13 protein-coding genes and 1 pseudogene are annotated in these 13,375 nt (G+C 69.6%); 3 read left to right on the top strand and 11 right to left on the bottom strand.

Annotation, left to right across the window (positions count from 1 at the left end; translation table 11 throughout):
- Positions 1-3: 3 nt before the first annotated feature.
- The 6 genes and pseudogenes from J5Y10_RS20875 to J5Y10_RS28995 all read right to left on the bottom strand — a co-directional run.
- Positions 4-876, bottom strand: coding sequence for an SDR family oxidoreductase (locus tag J5Y10_RS20875; protein ID WP_209376045.1), 873 nt, complete (start codon positions 874-876; stop codon positions 4-6).
- Positions 877-1,306: 430 nt separating this feature from the next.
- Positions 1,307-2,158, bottom strand: coding sequence for a carbohydrate ABC transporter permease (locus J5Y10_RS20870; RefSeq protein ID WP_209376044.1), 852 nt, complete (start codon positions 2,156-2,158; stop codon positions 1,307-1,309).
- Positions 2,155-3,030 carry a carbohydrate ABC transporter permease gene (locus J5Y10_RS20865; RefSeq protein ID WP_209376043.1) on the bottom strand — a complete coding sequence of 292 codons (876 nt, stop codon included), beginning with the start codon at positions 3,028-3,030 and terminating at the stop codon, positions 2,155-2,157. The genes J5Y10_RS20870 and J5Y10_RS20865 overlap by 4 nt, the downstream gene beginning before the upstream one ends.
- 16 nt (positions 3,031-3,046) lie before the next feature.
- The gene (locus J5Y10_RS20860; protein WP_209376042.1) at positions 3,047-4,330 is read right to left on the bottom strand and encodes an ABC transporter substrate-binding protein; all 1,284 of its coding nucleotides are present in this window, start codon (positions 4,328-4,330) and stop codon (positions 3,047-3,049) included.
- A gap of 19 nt (positions 4,331-4,349) precedes the next feature.
- Positions 4,350-4,706, bottom strand: coding sequence for a TOBE domain-containing protein (locus tag J5Y10_RS29000; RefSeq protein WP_432761260.1), 357 nt, complete (start codon positions 4,704-4,706; stop codon positions 4,350-4,352).
- 243 nt (positions 4,707-4,949) lie between these two features.
- Positions 4,950-5,441, bottom strand: a pseudogene (locus tag J5Y10_RS28995) (ABC transporter ATP-binding protein); the annotation flags it as partial.
- Positions 5,442-5,706: 265 nt separating this feature from the next.
- Here J5Y10_RS28995 and J5Y10_RS20850 point away from each other — a divergent pair.
- From J5Y10_RS20850 to J5Y10_RS28925, 3 genes are all read left to right on the top strand, one after another.
- Positions 5,707-6,534, top strand: a complete 828-nt coding sequence (locus tag J5Y10_RS20850) for a DeoR/GlpR family DNA-binding transcription regulator (RefSeq protein WP_209376040.1) — start codon at positions 5,707-5,709, stop codon at positions 6,532-6,534.
- 92 nt (positions 6,535-6,626) lie between these two features.
- A complete protein-coding gene (locus J5Y10_RS20845) occupies positions 6,627-7,415 on the top strand; it encodes a glycerophosphodiester phosphodiesterase (protein WP_209376039.1) in 789 nt (262 codons plus the stop codon).
- Positions 7,394-7,555, top strand: a complete 162-nt coding sequence (locus J5Y10_RS28925; RefSeq protein ID WP_408901596.1) for a hypothetical protein — start codon at positions 7,394-7,396, stop codon at positions 7,553-7,555. Before J5Y10_RS20845 ends, J5Y10_RS28925 begins: the two co-directional genes overlap by 22 nt.
- A gap of 46 nt (positions 7,556-7,601) precedes the next feature.
- Here J5Y10_RS28925 and paoC read toward each other — a convergent pair whose 3' ends face one another.
- The 5 genes from paoC to J5Y10_RS20820 all read right to left on the bottom strand — a co-directional run bounded on the left by paoC (position 7,602) and on the right by J5Y10_RS20820 (position 13,366).
- On the bottom strand, positions 7,602-9,821 hold the full coding sequence (paoC, locus tag J5Y10_RS20840) for an aldehyde oxidoreductase molybdenum-binding subunit PaoC (protein ID WP_209376038.1): 2,220 nt from the start codon (positions 9,819-9,821) through the stop codon (positions 7,602-7,604).
- 4 nt (positions 9,822-9,825) lie between these two features.
- Entirely contained in the window at positions 9,826-10,776 is a 951-nt protein-coding gene (locus J5Y10_RS20835) for an FAD binding domain-containing protein (protein ID WP_209376037.1), read from the bottom strand.
- The gene (gene paoA, locus J5Y10_RS20830; protein ID WP_209376036.1) at positions 10,773-11,420 is read right to left on the bottom strand and encodes an aldehyde dehydrogenase iron-sulfur subunit PaoA; all 648 of its coding nucleotides are present in this window, start codon (positions 11,418-11,420) and stop codon (positions 10,773-10,775) included. The genes J5Y10_RS20835 and paoA overlap by 4 nt, the downstream gene beginning before the upstream one ends.
- Positions 11,421-11,901: 481 nt before the next feature.
- The gene (locus J5Y10_RS20825) at positions 11,902-12,687 is read right to left on the bottom strand and encodes an enoyl-CoA hydratase/isomerase family protein (protein ID WP_209376035.1); all 786 of its coding nucleotides are present in this window, start codon (positions 12,685-12,687) and stop codon (positions 11,902-11,904) included.
- A gap of 22 nt (positions 12,688-12,709) precedes the next feature.
- On the bottom strand, positions 12,710-13,366 hold the full coding sequence (locus J5Y10_RS20820; protein ID WP_209376034.1) for a 3-oxoacid CoA-transferase subunit B: 657 nt from the start codon (positions 13,364-13,366) through the stop codon (positions 12,710-12,712).
- Positions 13,367-13,375: the final 9 nt, after the last annotated feature.

The raw sequence follows: 13,375 nt of genomic DNA, 5'->3' as shown, positions 1-13,375 counted from the left end.
AGTTCAGCCGTTCACCACGTCACCGCCATTCGGATGCAGCACCTGCCCGTTGATGTAGGAGCTGTCCGAATCCGAGGCGAGAAAGATGTAGGAGGGCGCGACCTCGTCCGGCTGCCCCGCACGGCCCATCTGGGCCGACGCGCCGTGCTCCGCCGTCTTCTCCGCGTCGAAGCTGGCGGGGATGAGCGGCGTCCAGATCGGTCCCGGCGCGACCGCGTTCACGCGGATCTTGCGCGCCTTGTAGAGCTGGTTCGACAGGCTGCGCGTGAAGGCGACGATAGCGCCCTTCGTACTGGAATAATCCACCAGCTGCGGGCTGCCACGATAGGCCGTGACGGAGGTGGTGTTCACGATCGCCGCGCCGTCGGGCATGTGCGGCAGCGCGAACTTCGTCATCCAGAAATAGCCGAAGATGTTCGTGCGGAAGGTCCGCTCCACCTGGGCCGGATCTATGTCCGCCAGGTACTCGCAGACATGCTGCTCCGCCGCGTTGTTCACCAGCACGTCGATCCGACCGCCGAGAAAGGACACAGCCTTCTCCACGGCCTGCTTCGCAAAGGTCGCGTCGCCCACGTCGCCCGCGATGCTTTCGCAGCGGCGCCCCGCAGCCTCCACGAGCCGCTTCGTCTCCGCGGCATCCCCGTGCTCGTCCTTGTAGAGGATGAAGACGTCGGCACCCTCCTTGGCGAAGCCCACCGCGACGGCGCGCCCAATGCCGGAATCCCCTCCGGTCACCAGCGCCTTCTTGCCCTCCAGCTTGCCCGAACCCTTCCAGTCCTCCATCGCCGAGCGGGGGCGCGGCGTCATCTCGCTCTCGACGCCGGGCTGGTGTGCCTGCTGCTGCGGCGGCTGGGGCGGCTTCGGGTTCTCGCTCATGCGGCAGCTCCTTGGAGGCGGTGCCAGAACGGTGCGCGAGGGGGCACGGTTGCGCTGCCTCGGGACCGTTGCTGGAACGCAGTGCCCAGGCGGAACGTTGAATTAGCTTATGTTGATCCGATCGCACTCCGTATGGGGCCGTGCGCGTTGCGCCAGGGGGCGTTGCTTCCCTGGCCCCTCCACCAGGAGCCTGAGGCTCCTGGACCTGCTTCGGGCTCTGCCGCGGATACGATGACGGAGGGCAGCACAAGGGATTCTACATCCGCGTCAGTCCGGGCCGCGCTGTCAGTCGCCTGGGTCATCGACCTCAGGCGCGCCATCGGACGAGCATCCCGCGGCAGCCCGATAGAGGGAGATGAGAGGGGGGTTCAGGGGGAAGAGAATTCCTTCTCTCCCCCAGGGGCCACGAGAACCACCCAAGCCGGATTGCTCAGCGAATCCCGGCGCGCATGAAGGATTGCACGAACTGCCGCTGGAACAGCAGGAAGGCGAGCAGCAGGGGCGCGGCCGTGAGGAGGGTGGCCGCACTGATGATGGGCCAGTCGATGCCCTGATCGGTGGAGGCGAAGACGGCGAGCCCCACGGTTACCGGCCGGGTTTCCACGCTGTTGGTGATCACCAGCGGCCAGAGAAAGTTGTTCCAGTGGTAGGCGACGGAGGTGAGGCCATAGGCGAGATAGGTCGGGCGGGCGAGCGGCACATAGACGCGCCAGAGGATGCCGAAGGTGCCGCAACCTTCCACCCGCGCTGCCTCCTCCAGCTCCCGTGGGACCTGCTTGAAGGTCTGGCGCAGCAGGAAGATGCCGAAGGCGGAGGCGATATAGGGCAGGCCGATGGCGACCACCGTGTCCACCAGGCCAAGGGCGCGCATGGTGCGGTAGTTCTCGACGATCAGCATGTCCGGCATGATCATCAGCTGCACCAGCACCACGGCGAAGAGCAGCCCCATCAGGCGCGAGGTGCTGCGGGCGAAGACGAAGGCGGCCAGCGTGCCGAGTACAAACTGCGCGCCCGTGACGAAGGTCACGAGCAGCAGGCTGTTCAGCATGTAGCGCGGGAAGGGCGCCGCGTTCCAGGCGGCGGCAAAGTTGTCCAGCGTCAGCGGTGCGAAGAGCTCGAAGCGCGTGGCGTAGCCGGTGGGGTGGATGGCGGCCCAGAGGGCGTAGAGCAGCGGCGCCGCCCAGACGATCGCCAGGGTCCAGGCACCCAGCGTCTCCAGCCACAGGCCAAGGCGCAGGCGGGGCTGCGCCGTCGCGGCCGGTATGGTGGTCGTCGCGCTCATTGGTAATGTGTCCGGCGGCCGAGGAAGGCGAACTGCGCCAGGGCGACCAGCATCAGGAGCAGCAGCAGCACCATGGTCAGCGCCGAGGCCTGCGCGGTGTCCCAGAAGCGGAAGCCGACCTCGTAGATGTAGGTCAGGAGAAGGGCGGTGGCGTTGTCCGGGCCGCCCTTGGTCATGACGATGATGTGGTCCACCAGCCGGAAGCCGTTGATCAGCGCATTCACCGCGATGAACAGGGTGGTGGGGCCCAGCAACGGCAGGGTGACGCGCCGGAACACCTCCCAGCGGGATGCACCCTCCACCGCCGCCGCCTCGTACAGCACGGGCGGGATAGCCTGCAGCGCGGCCAGGTAGAAGATCATGAAGAACCCGGCTTCCTTCCAGACAGCGATGACCATCATCGCGCCCAGCGCCGTTTCCCGGCTGCCGATCCAGTTCGTGGCGCCCCAGCCCAGGAAGAAGCGGGTGAGCCGGTCCACCAGCCCGTAATCCGGCGTGTAGAAGAACAGCCAGAGGTTCGCGACGGCGATCATCGGAAGCACGGTCGGCGTGAAATAGGCCACGCGCAGGGCCGCCTTCCCGAGGATGCGGCCGTTCACCCACAGCGCCATGGCCAGTGCCAGCGCGATGGAGATCGGCACCGTGCCCAGCGCGTAGATCAGGTTGTTGGTCAGCGCCTGCCAGAAGATCGGGTCGGCGGCCAGCACCTCGTAGTTCTCCACCCCCACGAAGCGCGAAGGACGCGTCCCGCGCGGGGTGGAGAAGAAGGAGTGCCAGAAGGTCGCCACCACCGGGTAGTGGGTGAAGGCGACCAGCAGCACCATGGCCGGGCCCAGCATCAGCCAGGCGTGAAGGGTCGCGCGTCCGCGCATGGGCCCGGCGGCTCCCTTACCGGTAGCTGCGCAGGACGCGCTCGGCGTCGTCCTGCGCCTTGGTCAGCGCCGCCGCCGGCTGCACGCGGCTGGTCAGCACGGATTGTAGCGCATCCTCCAGCGCCTTCGTCACGCGCTGGTTCTCATGGGTGGAGAGCTCGGCCACCGCGTGCGGCAGCTGGTCGCGCGCTACGGCGGCGGCGGGGAAGCCGGCCACGTACTCTTTCATCTTCGGCGTCTCCCAGGCGGCGGGGCTGCTGGCCACGTAGCCCGTGTCGATGCCCCACTGCGCCGCGCGCTCCGGCTCCGTCAGGAAGCGGGCGAACTTCACCGCCGCCTCGCGCTGGGCAGGGCTGGCGGATTTGAAGACATAGAGGTTGCCGCCGCCGGTCGGGCTGCCGCGCTTGCGGCCGGCCGGCAGCATCGCCACGCCGAAGGGGAAGGGGGCATTCGTCTTCACGTTCGTCAGGTTGCCGGTGGTGGTCCACATCATCGCCACCTTGCGCTCAAAGAAGTCGCGCGGCGTGGTGCCCCACTCAACGATGCCCGGCGGTTGCACCTTGTGCTTCGTGGAGAGGTCCAGCCAGTACTGCGCCGCCTCGATTGCCTTGGGGTCGGCGAAGGAGGTGCGGTCGCCCGCCTCGTTCATCAGGCGCACGTCGTTCTGCGTCGCCATCGCCTGGAACATCCAGTAGGCGAAGCCGTTGCCGGGGATCTGGATGCCCCACTGCGTGGTGTTCTCGCCCTGCCGCTTCGTCAGCTTCTGCGCGAAGCTCACCTGCTCCGCCCAGGTCGCGGGCGCCACCTCGGGGTTCAGGCCCGCCTCACGGAAAGCGTCTTTGTTGTAGTACATCACGATGGTGGAGCGCTGGAACGGGATGCCCCAGGTCTTCCCGCCCGTGCGGCTATTCTCCATGAAGCCGGGGTAGAAGCCGCCGGTCCAGCCCTTGTCGGCGCCGGGCAGCTCGTCCCAGGACACCACCACACCCTCGTCGATGAGGGTGAACATGTCGGTGGAGAGCAGGCAGGCCATCTGCGGGGCATCGCCGCCGCGGGCCGCCGTCAGCGCCTTGGTGATGCTGTCCTGGTAGGTGCCGGTATAGACCGGGCGCACGCGGATGCCGGGGTTCGCGCGCTCGAAATCGGCGCAATAGCCGTCGATCACCTTCGTGATCGGCCCGCCCACGGCCACCGGGTAGTTGAAGGTGATCTGCACCGGCGCCTGGGCGCGAACCGCGGGCGCGGCGAGCACGGGCGTGGCGGCGAGCGCGCCGAGGGCGGCGCGGCGGGTGATCAGCATGGTTCTGGTCCTCTCGTGATCAGGCGAAAGCGGGCGCATGGACCGGCAGGGGCAGGCGTCGGCCCGTGGCGGGGTCGAAGAGGTGCGCGGGTGGCGGCAGCCGCAGTCGGATCGGGCTGCCGGGCGTCATCACGTGGTGGCCGGGGATGCGGGCCTGCACCATCTCGCTCCCCACCGCGCAGCGCAGCACCGTTTCTGCGCCCAGGAACTCCGCGCTGTTGACGGTGGCGGGCAGCCCGGGGTCGTCGGTGGGCGCCACATCCTCGGGGCGAAGGCCGAGCAGGGCGCCGGCGGCCTCGGCCGGGGCCACGGCGTGCTCCGGCGCGCCGGCGATGCAGGCGCCGCCGGGTGCCGCCTCCAGCCGCAGCAGCGACATGGGGGGCGTGCCGATGAAGCCCGCGGCGAAGGCGGTGGCGGGGCGGGCGTAGAGCTCGGCGGGGGTCGCGTCCTGTTCCACACGGCCGTCACGCATCAACACGACTTGGTCGGCCATGCTCATCGCCTCCACCTGGTCGTGGGTGACGTAGACCATGGTCAGGCCCAGGCGCTGCTGAAGCGATCGGATCTCGTGCCGCATCTCCGCCCGCAGCTTGGCATCGAGGTTCGAGAGCGGCTCATCCATGAGGCAGACCGGCGCCTCCGCCACGATGGCGCGGGCCAGCGCCACGCGCTGCTGCTGCCCGCCGGAGAGCTGGCCGGGCCGCCGTTCCAGAAGCGGGGTCAGGCCCATCATGGCCGCGGTGCCCGCCAGCCGCGAATCCCGCTCCACCCGCGCCACCTTCCGCGCGCGCAGGCCGAAAAGGATGTTCTCCGCCACGTTCAGATGCGGGAACAGCGCGTAGGACTGGAACACCATGGAAATGCCACGCGCCGCCGGCGGCAGCCCCGTGACGTCGCGCCCACCAAGGCGGACGACACCCCCTGTCGCCTCCTCCAGCCCCGCCAGCACGCGCAGCAGGGTGGACTTGCCGCAGCCGGAAGGGCCGAGCAACACGACGAGAGATCCGGGCGCGGCGGAAAGGGTGATGTCGTGAAGAGCCACCGTGTCGCCGAACTGCTTGCGCACGGCGTCCAGCTGGATGGTGGCCCCTTGGCGATCGGTGGGGTTCATGGGCGGGCTGATATCCCCGGCTTGCTTCGAATGAATGTTGCTTCGATGTCGGTTTTGTGAAGCTGCGGGCATTCCGGCAAGCGGCCCGGCTGAGCCCTGCACCGGATGAGATCCGGGCCCGAGGCAAGCGTCATCTCAACAGAATCAGGCATTTCGCCGTTCGTGGCCCCGGTTAATCCGGATTCGCCACCCTCCCCGGCGCACAACACCAATCCTTCTCGGGCATGTCACGTCTTTGAAGCACAGCGGCCCTAAGAAGCCGTGCATGAACAGGCCAACCTTTCATATGAACATCGGCGTCGCCTCCCAGGGCCGGCAGGCGATGATCGCTGAGATGCTGAAGACGCGGGATTTCCTGCGCGTGGACGAGCTCGCCCAGCATTTCGACGTGACAACCCAGACCATACGCCGTGACATCAACGGCCTCTGCGAGCAGGGCGTGGCGCGGCGCCTGCACGGCGGCATTACCTGCCCCTCCAATAGCGGCGGCAACATGAGCTTCGGGGACCGCCAGGTGATGAACCGCGCGGCGAAGCGGCAGATCGGCATGGCCGTCGCGCGCCACGTGCCGGACGGCGCCTGCGTCTCCCTCGGCATCGGCACCACGCCGCAGGTCGTGGCGGAATGCCTCTCCGGCCATCGCGGGCTGAAGATCGTGACGAACAACCTGCCCCTGGCCCTGGCCGCGGCGCAGAACCCGGAATTCGAGGTGGCGATCGCGGGCGGCGCGGTCCGCACCGGCGACCTCGACGTCTGCGGTCCGGCGGGGGAGGAGCTGTTCGGCGCCTACCGCGTGGACATCGCCGTCTTCGGCGTGGGCGGCGTGGATGCGGACGGCTCCCTGCTCGACTACTCGCGCGAGGAGGTACGGATCCGCGAGGTGATGATGCGACACGCCCGCCGCACCTTCCTCGTGCTCGATGCCTCCAAGTTCGGCCGCCCCGCGCATGTGCGCGGCGGGCGGATCGAGGATGTCTCCGCCGTCTTCTGCGATGCGGAGCTGCCGCCGGCAATCCGCGACCGGCTGGCGCATTCGGACACGGCGATCGTGCAGTGCCCGCCCCTCCTGGCGGGCGATCCGGCCCACCCCTGATCGCCCGCCTCCGCACCACCCGATAGTCCCACCCGTCCCGGCAACCGGCCGCCGCCCGCGGCCGGGCGGCCAGCCATGCCCCGAGACACCCCATGACCTTCGAGATCTTCGGCCACCGCGGCACGAATCCCTACACCGACCACTCCGCCGAGGCGCATGCCGCAGCCATGGACTGGGGCGCGGACTGGGCCGAGTTCGGCATCCAGATGACGTCGGACGGCGTGCTGGTCGTCGCCCACGACACGGGCACCATCCCTTCCACCACCTATGCCAAGCTGATGGCCTCCAGCCCCGGAACCATGACGCTGAACCAGGCCCTCGACCTCGTCGCCGCGAAGGAGGCGGAGACGGGGCGCGAGATCAAGGTCAGCATCGAGATGAAGAACCCGGCCACCCACGCCGCCAAGGGCTTGGACATGCCCAAGGCGCTCGTGGACCTGCTGGTGGCGCGCGGGATCACCGATGACGCGGACATCTCCGTCTCATCCTTCGACATCGCCTCCACGCAGCGCCTCGCGAACACGCTCTACCCGGCGGCCGGCATCAGCACCTCCATCGACTATGTCGACTACGACTTCAGCAACGTGAACCTCGCCAACGTCGCCAAGTGGGCCGACACCATCTCCGTCAACACGCCCTACATCACCGCCGACCTCGTCGCGAAGGCGCACGCGGCGGGGCTGTTGGTCTCTGCCTGGACCCATACCGGCACGGGCGAGGAGCTGCAGAGCCTCATCGACATGGGCGTGGACGGCGTCTACTCCGACAACACCCGCGTGGCCCGCGAGTACGTGGATTCCGCCGAGGGCTTCAACACCGTCTATGGCGGCACACGAACAGTAATGACGTCGTCTATGGCCTGCAGGGCAGCGACCGTCTGACGGGCGGCCAGGGCGCCGACCTCTTTGTGATCGAGGGCGGCCTCCTTGCCGGGGTGGAGACGATCACGGGCCTCCAGGTCGGCGCCGTCCACCTCCTTGGCGTGTCCGGTGTGTCGGACTGGAACACGCTGATGGGCTGACAGGGCGGCAACCGGGGGGAGGGGTCGTGCCCCTCCCCCCGGGCCGTCAGGCCGGCTCCGGCAGGCGCTCGATGAGCTTGTCGAGCGCGATGGGGTAGTCGCGCACGCGGATGCCGGTGGCGTTGTGGATGGCGTTCGCCACCGCCGCGCCCACGCCGCACAGGCCAAGCTCGCCCACGCCCTTGGCCTTCATGGGGGAGGAGACCGGGTCCACCTCGTCCAGGAAGATCACCTCCTGGTGCGGGATGTCGGCATGCACCGGCACCTCGTACCCGGCCAGGTCGTGGTTGACGAAGAAGCCGTGGCGCGTGTCCACCTCCAGCGCCTCGCTCAGCGCGGCGCCGACGCCCATGGTCATGGCGCCGATCACCTGGCTGCGCGCCGACTTCGGGTTCAGGATCCGGCCCGCGGCACAGACGGCCAGCATGCGGCGCACCCGGGTCTCGCCCGTCATCGCGTCCACGCCCACCTCCACGAAGTGGCCGGCGAAGGTGGATTGCTGGTAGCGCTTGGCGAGGTCGCCGTACTCGATCACGTCCTCCGCCACCATGCCGTCCGGCCCGGCGGCCCCGGCGATCGGCGCGCTGCGGTTGCCCGCCCGGACCTGCCCGTCCACGAACTCGGCCTCGGACGAGTTGAAGCCGAGCTTCTGCGCCACCTGCTCCCGCAGCTTCACGCAGGCGGCATAGACGCCGGCGGTGGAGTTGTTGGCGCCCCACTGACCGCCCGATCCGGCGGAGGCGGGGAAGTCGGAGTCGCCGAGCTTCACGACCACCTTCTCCAGCGGCACGCCCATCATCTCCGCTGCCGTCTGGGCAATGATGGTGTAGCTGCCCGTGCCGATATCCGTCATGTCCGTCTCGACCGTGACGGTTCCGGCGCTGTCCAGCCGCACGCGGGCCGCGGACTTCGTCAGCAGGTTGTTGCGGAAGCCGGCGGCCACGCCCATGCCGACGAGCCAGCGGCCTTCCCGCCGCGTGCCGGGCCGCGCGTTGCGGTTGGCCCAGGCGAAGCGCTCCGCGCCCATCCGCAGGCACTGGACGAGCTGGCGCTGTGAGAAGGGGCGCTCCGGGTGCTCCGGGTCCACCTGCGTGTCGTTCAGGATGCGGAACTCCACCGGGTCCATGCCCAGCTTCTCCGCCATCTCGTCGATCGCGACTTCCAGCGCCATCAGGCCCGGGGCCTCGCCGGGGGCGCGCATGGCATTGCCCTCCGGCAGGTCCATCTCGGCCAGGCGCATGGCGGTCAGGCGGTTCGCGCCGGCATAGAGCAGCTTCGTCTGCGACACCGCCGTCTCGGGCTTGCCGTCCTTCAGGTTGCCGGAGGTGCTCTCATGCGCGATGGCCGTGATCTTGCCGTCGCGCGTCGCGCCGAGGCGGACACGCTGGATGGTGGCCGGGCGGTGGGTGGTGTTGTTGGCGATCAGCGGGCGGGTGAGGGCCAGCTTCACCGGCCGCCCCGCCGCCTTCGCGCCCAGTGCCGCCAGCACGGCATCGGCGCGCAGGAACAGCTTGCCGCCGAAGCCGCCACCGACAAAGGGGCTGTCGATCCGCACGTTCTCAGGCTTCAGGCCGAGCGTCTTCGCCAAGTCCCGCTTGCCCCAGGCGATCATCTGGTTGGAGGTCCAGACGGTGAGCTTCTCGCCCTCCCAGGCGGCGATGGAGGCGTGCGGCTCCATGGCAGCATGGCTCTCGTCGGGGGTGGTGTAGGTCTCGTCGAACTTCACCGGGGCCGCCGCGAAGGCGCCCTCGAAGTCGCCGACGCGATCCTCCGGCGGCGCACCGCTGCCCTCCTCGCTATCGCCGCCGACCAGGGGTGCCCCCGCGGCCTCGGCGGCTAGGTCGAAGCGGCCCTTGGCCCGGGCATAGTCCACACGGATCATCGCCGCGGCGTCGCGTGCCTGCTCGAAGGTCTCTGCCACCACCACGGCGATGGCCTGGTGGTAATGGTCGATCTCCGGCCCGCCGAACAGGACGGCGACGTTCGTCTGCCCCTTCTCCAGCCGGGGCATGTCGAGCGTGCTGACGATGGCGATCACGCCCGGCGCCCGGCGCGCGGCCGCCGTATCCATGGCGTTGACGCGCCCCTTGGCGATGCCGGCACCGAGGACAAAGCCATAGGCCTGGTTCGGCACGACGTCGTGCCGCTCATAGGCATAGGGCGCCATGCCCGTGGTCTTGCGCGGCCCGTCGATGCGGTCCGTCGGCTTACCGACGACCTTCAGCCGGTCGATCGGGTTATTGGTGGCGGGGGTGTCGAACTTCATCGTCTCAGCCCTTCGCCTCGACCAGCACGGCGGCCAGCGCCCGCTCCGCCAGCTTCACCTTGAACGCGTTGTCGTGGGTCGGCTTGGCGCCGTCCAGGATGGCCGCCGTGGCGGGCCTGGCGCCGCGCGGCAGCTCGGCTTCCGCCGCCTCCACCCGCCAGGGCTTGTGCGCCACCCCGCCCAGCGCCACGCGCCCCGTGCCGTCCCGCTGCACCACGGCCGCGACGGAGACAAGCGCGAAGGCATAGGAGGCGCGGTCGCGCACCTTGCGATAGAAGTGCCGCCCGCCGAGCGGGGGTGGCAGGGTCACGGCGGTGATGAACTCCCCCGCCTCCAGCGCCGTCTCGATATGCGGCGTGTCGCCGGGCAGGCGGTGGAACTCGGCGATGGGGATGCGGCGGGTCGTGCCGTCGGCCTTCACCGTCTCCACGGTCGCGTCCAGCGCGCGCATGGCCACCGCCATGTCGCTGGGATGGGTCGCGATGCAGGCCTCGCTGCTGCCGATCACCGCCAACGCCCGCGTGACGCCGCCGATGGCCGAGCACCCGCTGCCCGGCACGCGCTTGTTGCAGGGCTGAGCGGTGTCATAGAAATAGGGGCAGCGCGTGCGCTGGAGCAGATTGCCCGCCGTCGTCGCCTTGTTCCGCAATTGCCCGGAGGCGCCGGCCAGCAACGCGCGGGAGAGCACGCCGTAGTCGCGCCGCACCCGCTCGTCCGAGGCAAGGTCCGTGTTCCGCACCAGCGCGCCGATCCGCAGCCCGCCCTCGGGCGTCGCCTCGATCTTGTCGAGGCCAAGGCCGTTCACGTCGATGAGGTGCGTCGGCACCTCGATCTGCAGCTTCATCAGGTCGAGCAGGTTCGTCCCGCCCGCGATGAACTTGGCGCCCGGCGTACGGGTGGCCGCGGCCGCCGCCTCGGCGGGGGTGCGGGCGCGCTCGTAGGTGAAGGGCCTCATGCCTGCCTCCCCGCGACTTCGGTGATCGCGTCCACGATGTTGGAATAGGCGCCGCAGCGGCAGATGTTGCCGCTCATGCGCTCGCGGATCTCCTCCGCGCTCACCTGGGGCGTCTCCATCAGGTTCGCCGTCGCGTGGCTCGGCACGCCCGCCTTGATCTCCTGCAGCATCGCGACGGAGGCGCAGATCTGGCCCGGCGTGCAGTAGCCGCACTGGTAGCCGTCATGCTTCACGAAGGCGGCCTGCATGGGATGCAGGTTCTCCGGCTGGCCCAGCCCCTCGATCGTCGTGACCTCGTCGCCCTCATGCATCACGGCCAGGGTCAGGCAGGAATAGACCCGCCGCCCGTCCACCATCACCGTGCAGGCGCCGCACTGACCGTGGTCGCAGCCCTTCTTGCTGCCCGTCAGCTGCATGTGCTCGCGCAGGGCGTCCAGCAGCGTCGTCCGGGTGTCCAGTTCCAGGGCACGGGGCTGCCCGTTCACCACCAGCGAGACCTTGGACAGCACCGGGGTTCCGGGGGCGGAAGCGGCGGCCTCCGTGGCAGCCCCCGCCGGGGTTGAGGCCGCGGCCAGGCTGCTGGCGGTCGCGGCCCCGGCCAGAAGGCCGCGCCGGGACATCTCGAGGGCATCCTTCCTCTGCATGATGGTTCGATCCTTTGGCTGGTGGCGCATCCACGTCGGGCCGCACCGCTGTAGCGCGGGGAGGGTTAGCCCGTTTCACGGGACGAACCCTTCCTTCTCCGGGCACACCGTCTTCCCGCGGGAAATCGGCACCCCCGGTCCGGGAGAATGGCTTTGAGGACAGAGATTTAGGGCGCTACTGGCCCGCCGATTACCGGCCCAATCCGGCAAGGCCTTATCGCCTGGCCTAATGAATACCCTGGGCAGCCCGCACGTTGCGCATGGTCGGGGATGCCTCATCCTGCGCTGCCTGCCGCAGATGCGACGACCGAGGATGTCGCCTGGGGCCTTTGGCGCCATGTCAGTCGTCTGAGGTCACAGGCCTCAGGCGCGCCACCAAATAAGCATCCCGCGGCAGCCGTCTAAAAGGAGATGAAAGGGGGTCCAGGGGGAGAGAATTCCTTCTCTCCCCCTGGGGCCACCCGAACCACCCTTTCCAGCCTCAGCTCCCGGTGAACCGCGCCGGCCGCTTCTCCAGGAAGGCTGCCCGCCCTTCCTGATGGTCGGCGGAGAGGAAGAGCGTGGTCTGGAAGTGCCGCTCCGCCTCCAGCGCCGCTTCCAGCCCGGCGGCGAGCATGGACTTGGTCAGGGCCATGGGCGTCGGGGCCTGCTCCGCCAGGTAGCGGGCGCGTTCCAGGGCGCGGGGCAGGGCCTCGCCCCGGTGGACGACCTCCTCCACCAGGCCGATGCGCTCGGCCTCCGCCGCCGTCACCTGCTCGTGCAGCATCAGGATGCGGCGGGCACGGCCGGCGCCCACACGGGCGGGCAGGGTGAAGGGCAGGCCCAGGTCGGCCATCAGCCCCACCTTGCCGAAGCCGGCCATGAAGCGGGCATCCTCCGCCGCCACGATCAGGTCGCAGGCGCAGGCGAGGGAGAGGCCGGCGCCGACGCACCAGCCCTCCACCGCCGCCACCACGGGCTTGGAGCCGGTGGCGAGGAGGCGGATGGAGCGGTGCGCGCGGCGCAGCCTCTCCCGCCCGCCGAGGGCGTCCTTCACCTCCATGCCAGAGAGGTCGCCGCCGGAGCAGAAGGTGCCGGAAGCGCCGGTGACGACGATTGCGCGGATGGCGGGATCCGCCTCCGCCTCCTCCAGCACGTCGGCCATGCGGTCGCGCAGCGGCACGGCCAGGGCGTTGCGGCGTGCGGGGTAGTCCAGGGTCAGCACCAGCACGGCGCCGTCGCGCGCCACGTGCAGCACCATGCCGTCCGGCAGGGGGGATTCGCTCATGCGGCCGATGATTCCTCGCGCGTCAGGCGCCCGCCGTCTCCCGCGCGTCGTGCAGGGGCGCGGCGGTCACGGAGCGGAGGTGGTCGAGGGTCACGCCCGGGGCAAGGTCGAGCACGGCGAAGCCACGATCCGTCACCTCGAGCACGGCGAGGTTGGTGTAGACCCGCGATACCGCCTTCATCGCCGTCAGCGGGTAGGAGCAGCCCTCCACCAGCTTCGGGCGCCCATCCTTGGTGGTGTGCTCCATCATGGCCCAGACGCGCTTGGCGCCGGCGGCCAGGTCCATGGCGCCGCCCACCGCGGGCGCGCTGTCGTTCTCGCTCGTCGCCCAATTGGCGATGTCGCCGTTATCCGCCACCTCGAAGGCGCCGAGGACGCAGAGGTCGATGTGCCCGCCGCGGATCATCGCGAAGCTGTCCGCGTGGTGGAAGTAGCTGCCGCCGGGGTGGAGCGTGACGGGCTGCTTGCCGGCGTTGATCAGCCAGGCGTCCTCCTTCCCCTTCTCCGGCGCCGGGCCCATGCCGAGGATGCCGTTCTCGGAGTGCAGCACCACCTCGCGCCCCTCGGGGATGTGGTCGGCGATGAGGGTGGGCATGCCGATGCCGAGGTTGCAGTACCAGCCGTCCGGGATGTCCTGCGCCGCGCGGGCGGCCATCTGGGTGCGGGACCAGGTTTCCATGTCTCGTTC

Source organism: Roseomonas indoligenes (assembly GCF_017813365.1).
In the GTDB taxonomy this organism is placed as follows: Bacteria; Pseudomonadota; Alphaproteobacteria; order Acetobacterales; family Acetobacteraceae; genus Roseomonas; species Roseomonas indoligenes.
The sequence above is the reverse complement of the archived record's forward strand: the minus strand, read 5'-3'. Positions and strand labels throughout refer to the sequence as shown.

Coding starts and splice junctions, on each gene's coding strand:
- J5Y10_RS20875 (WP_209376045.1), bottom strand. CDS start 876: ATGAGCGAGAACCCGAAGCCGCCCCAGCCGCCGCAGCAGCAGGCACAC.
- J5Y10_RS20845 (WP_209376039.1), top strand. CDS start 6,627: ATGACCTTCGAGATCTTCGGCCACCGCGGCACGAATCCCTACACCGAC.
- paoA (WP_209376036.1), bottom strand. CDS start 11,420: ATGCAGAGGAAGGATGCCCTCGAGATGTCCCGGCGCGGCCTTCTGGCC.
- J5Y10_RS29000 (WP_432761260.1), bottom strand. CDS start 4,706: ATGTCGCTGCTGCGGCTGGAGGCGGCACCCGGCGGCGCCTGCATCGCC.
- J5Y10_RS20835 (WP_209376037.1), bottom strand. CDS start 10,776: ATGAGGCCCTTCACCTACGAGCGCGCCCGCACCCCCGCCGAGGCGGCG.
- J5Y10_RS20820 (WP_209376034.1), bottom strand. CDS start 13,366: ATGGAAACCTGGTCCCGCACCCAGATGGCCGCCCGCGCGGCGCAGGAC.
- J5Y10_RS20865 (WP_209376043.1), bottom strand. CDS start 3,030: ATGCGCGGACGCGCGACCCTTCACGCCTGGCTGATGCTGGGCCCGGCC.
- J5Y10_RS20850 (WP_209376040.1), top strand. CDS start 5,707: ATGAACAGGCCAACCTTTCATATGAACATCGGCGTCGCCTCCCAGGGC.
- J5Y10_RS20860 (WP_209376042.1), bottom strand. CDS start 4,330: ATGCTGATCACCCGCCGCGCCGCCCTCGGCGCGCTCGCCGCCACGCCC.
- J5Y10_RS20825 (WP_209376035.1), bottom strand. CDS start 12,687: ATGAGCGAATCCCCCCTGCCGGACGGCATGGTGCTGCACGTGGCGCGC.
- paoC (WP_209376038.1), bottom strand. CDS start 9,821: ATGAAGTTCGACACCCCCGCCACCAATAACCCGATCGACCGGCTGAAG.
- J5Y10_RS20870 (WP_209376044.1), bottom strand. CDS start 2,158: ATGAGCGCGACGACCACCATACCGGCCGCGACGGCGCAGCCCCGCCTG.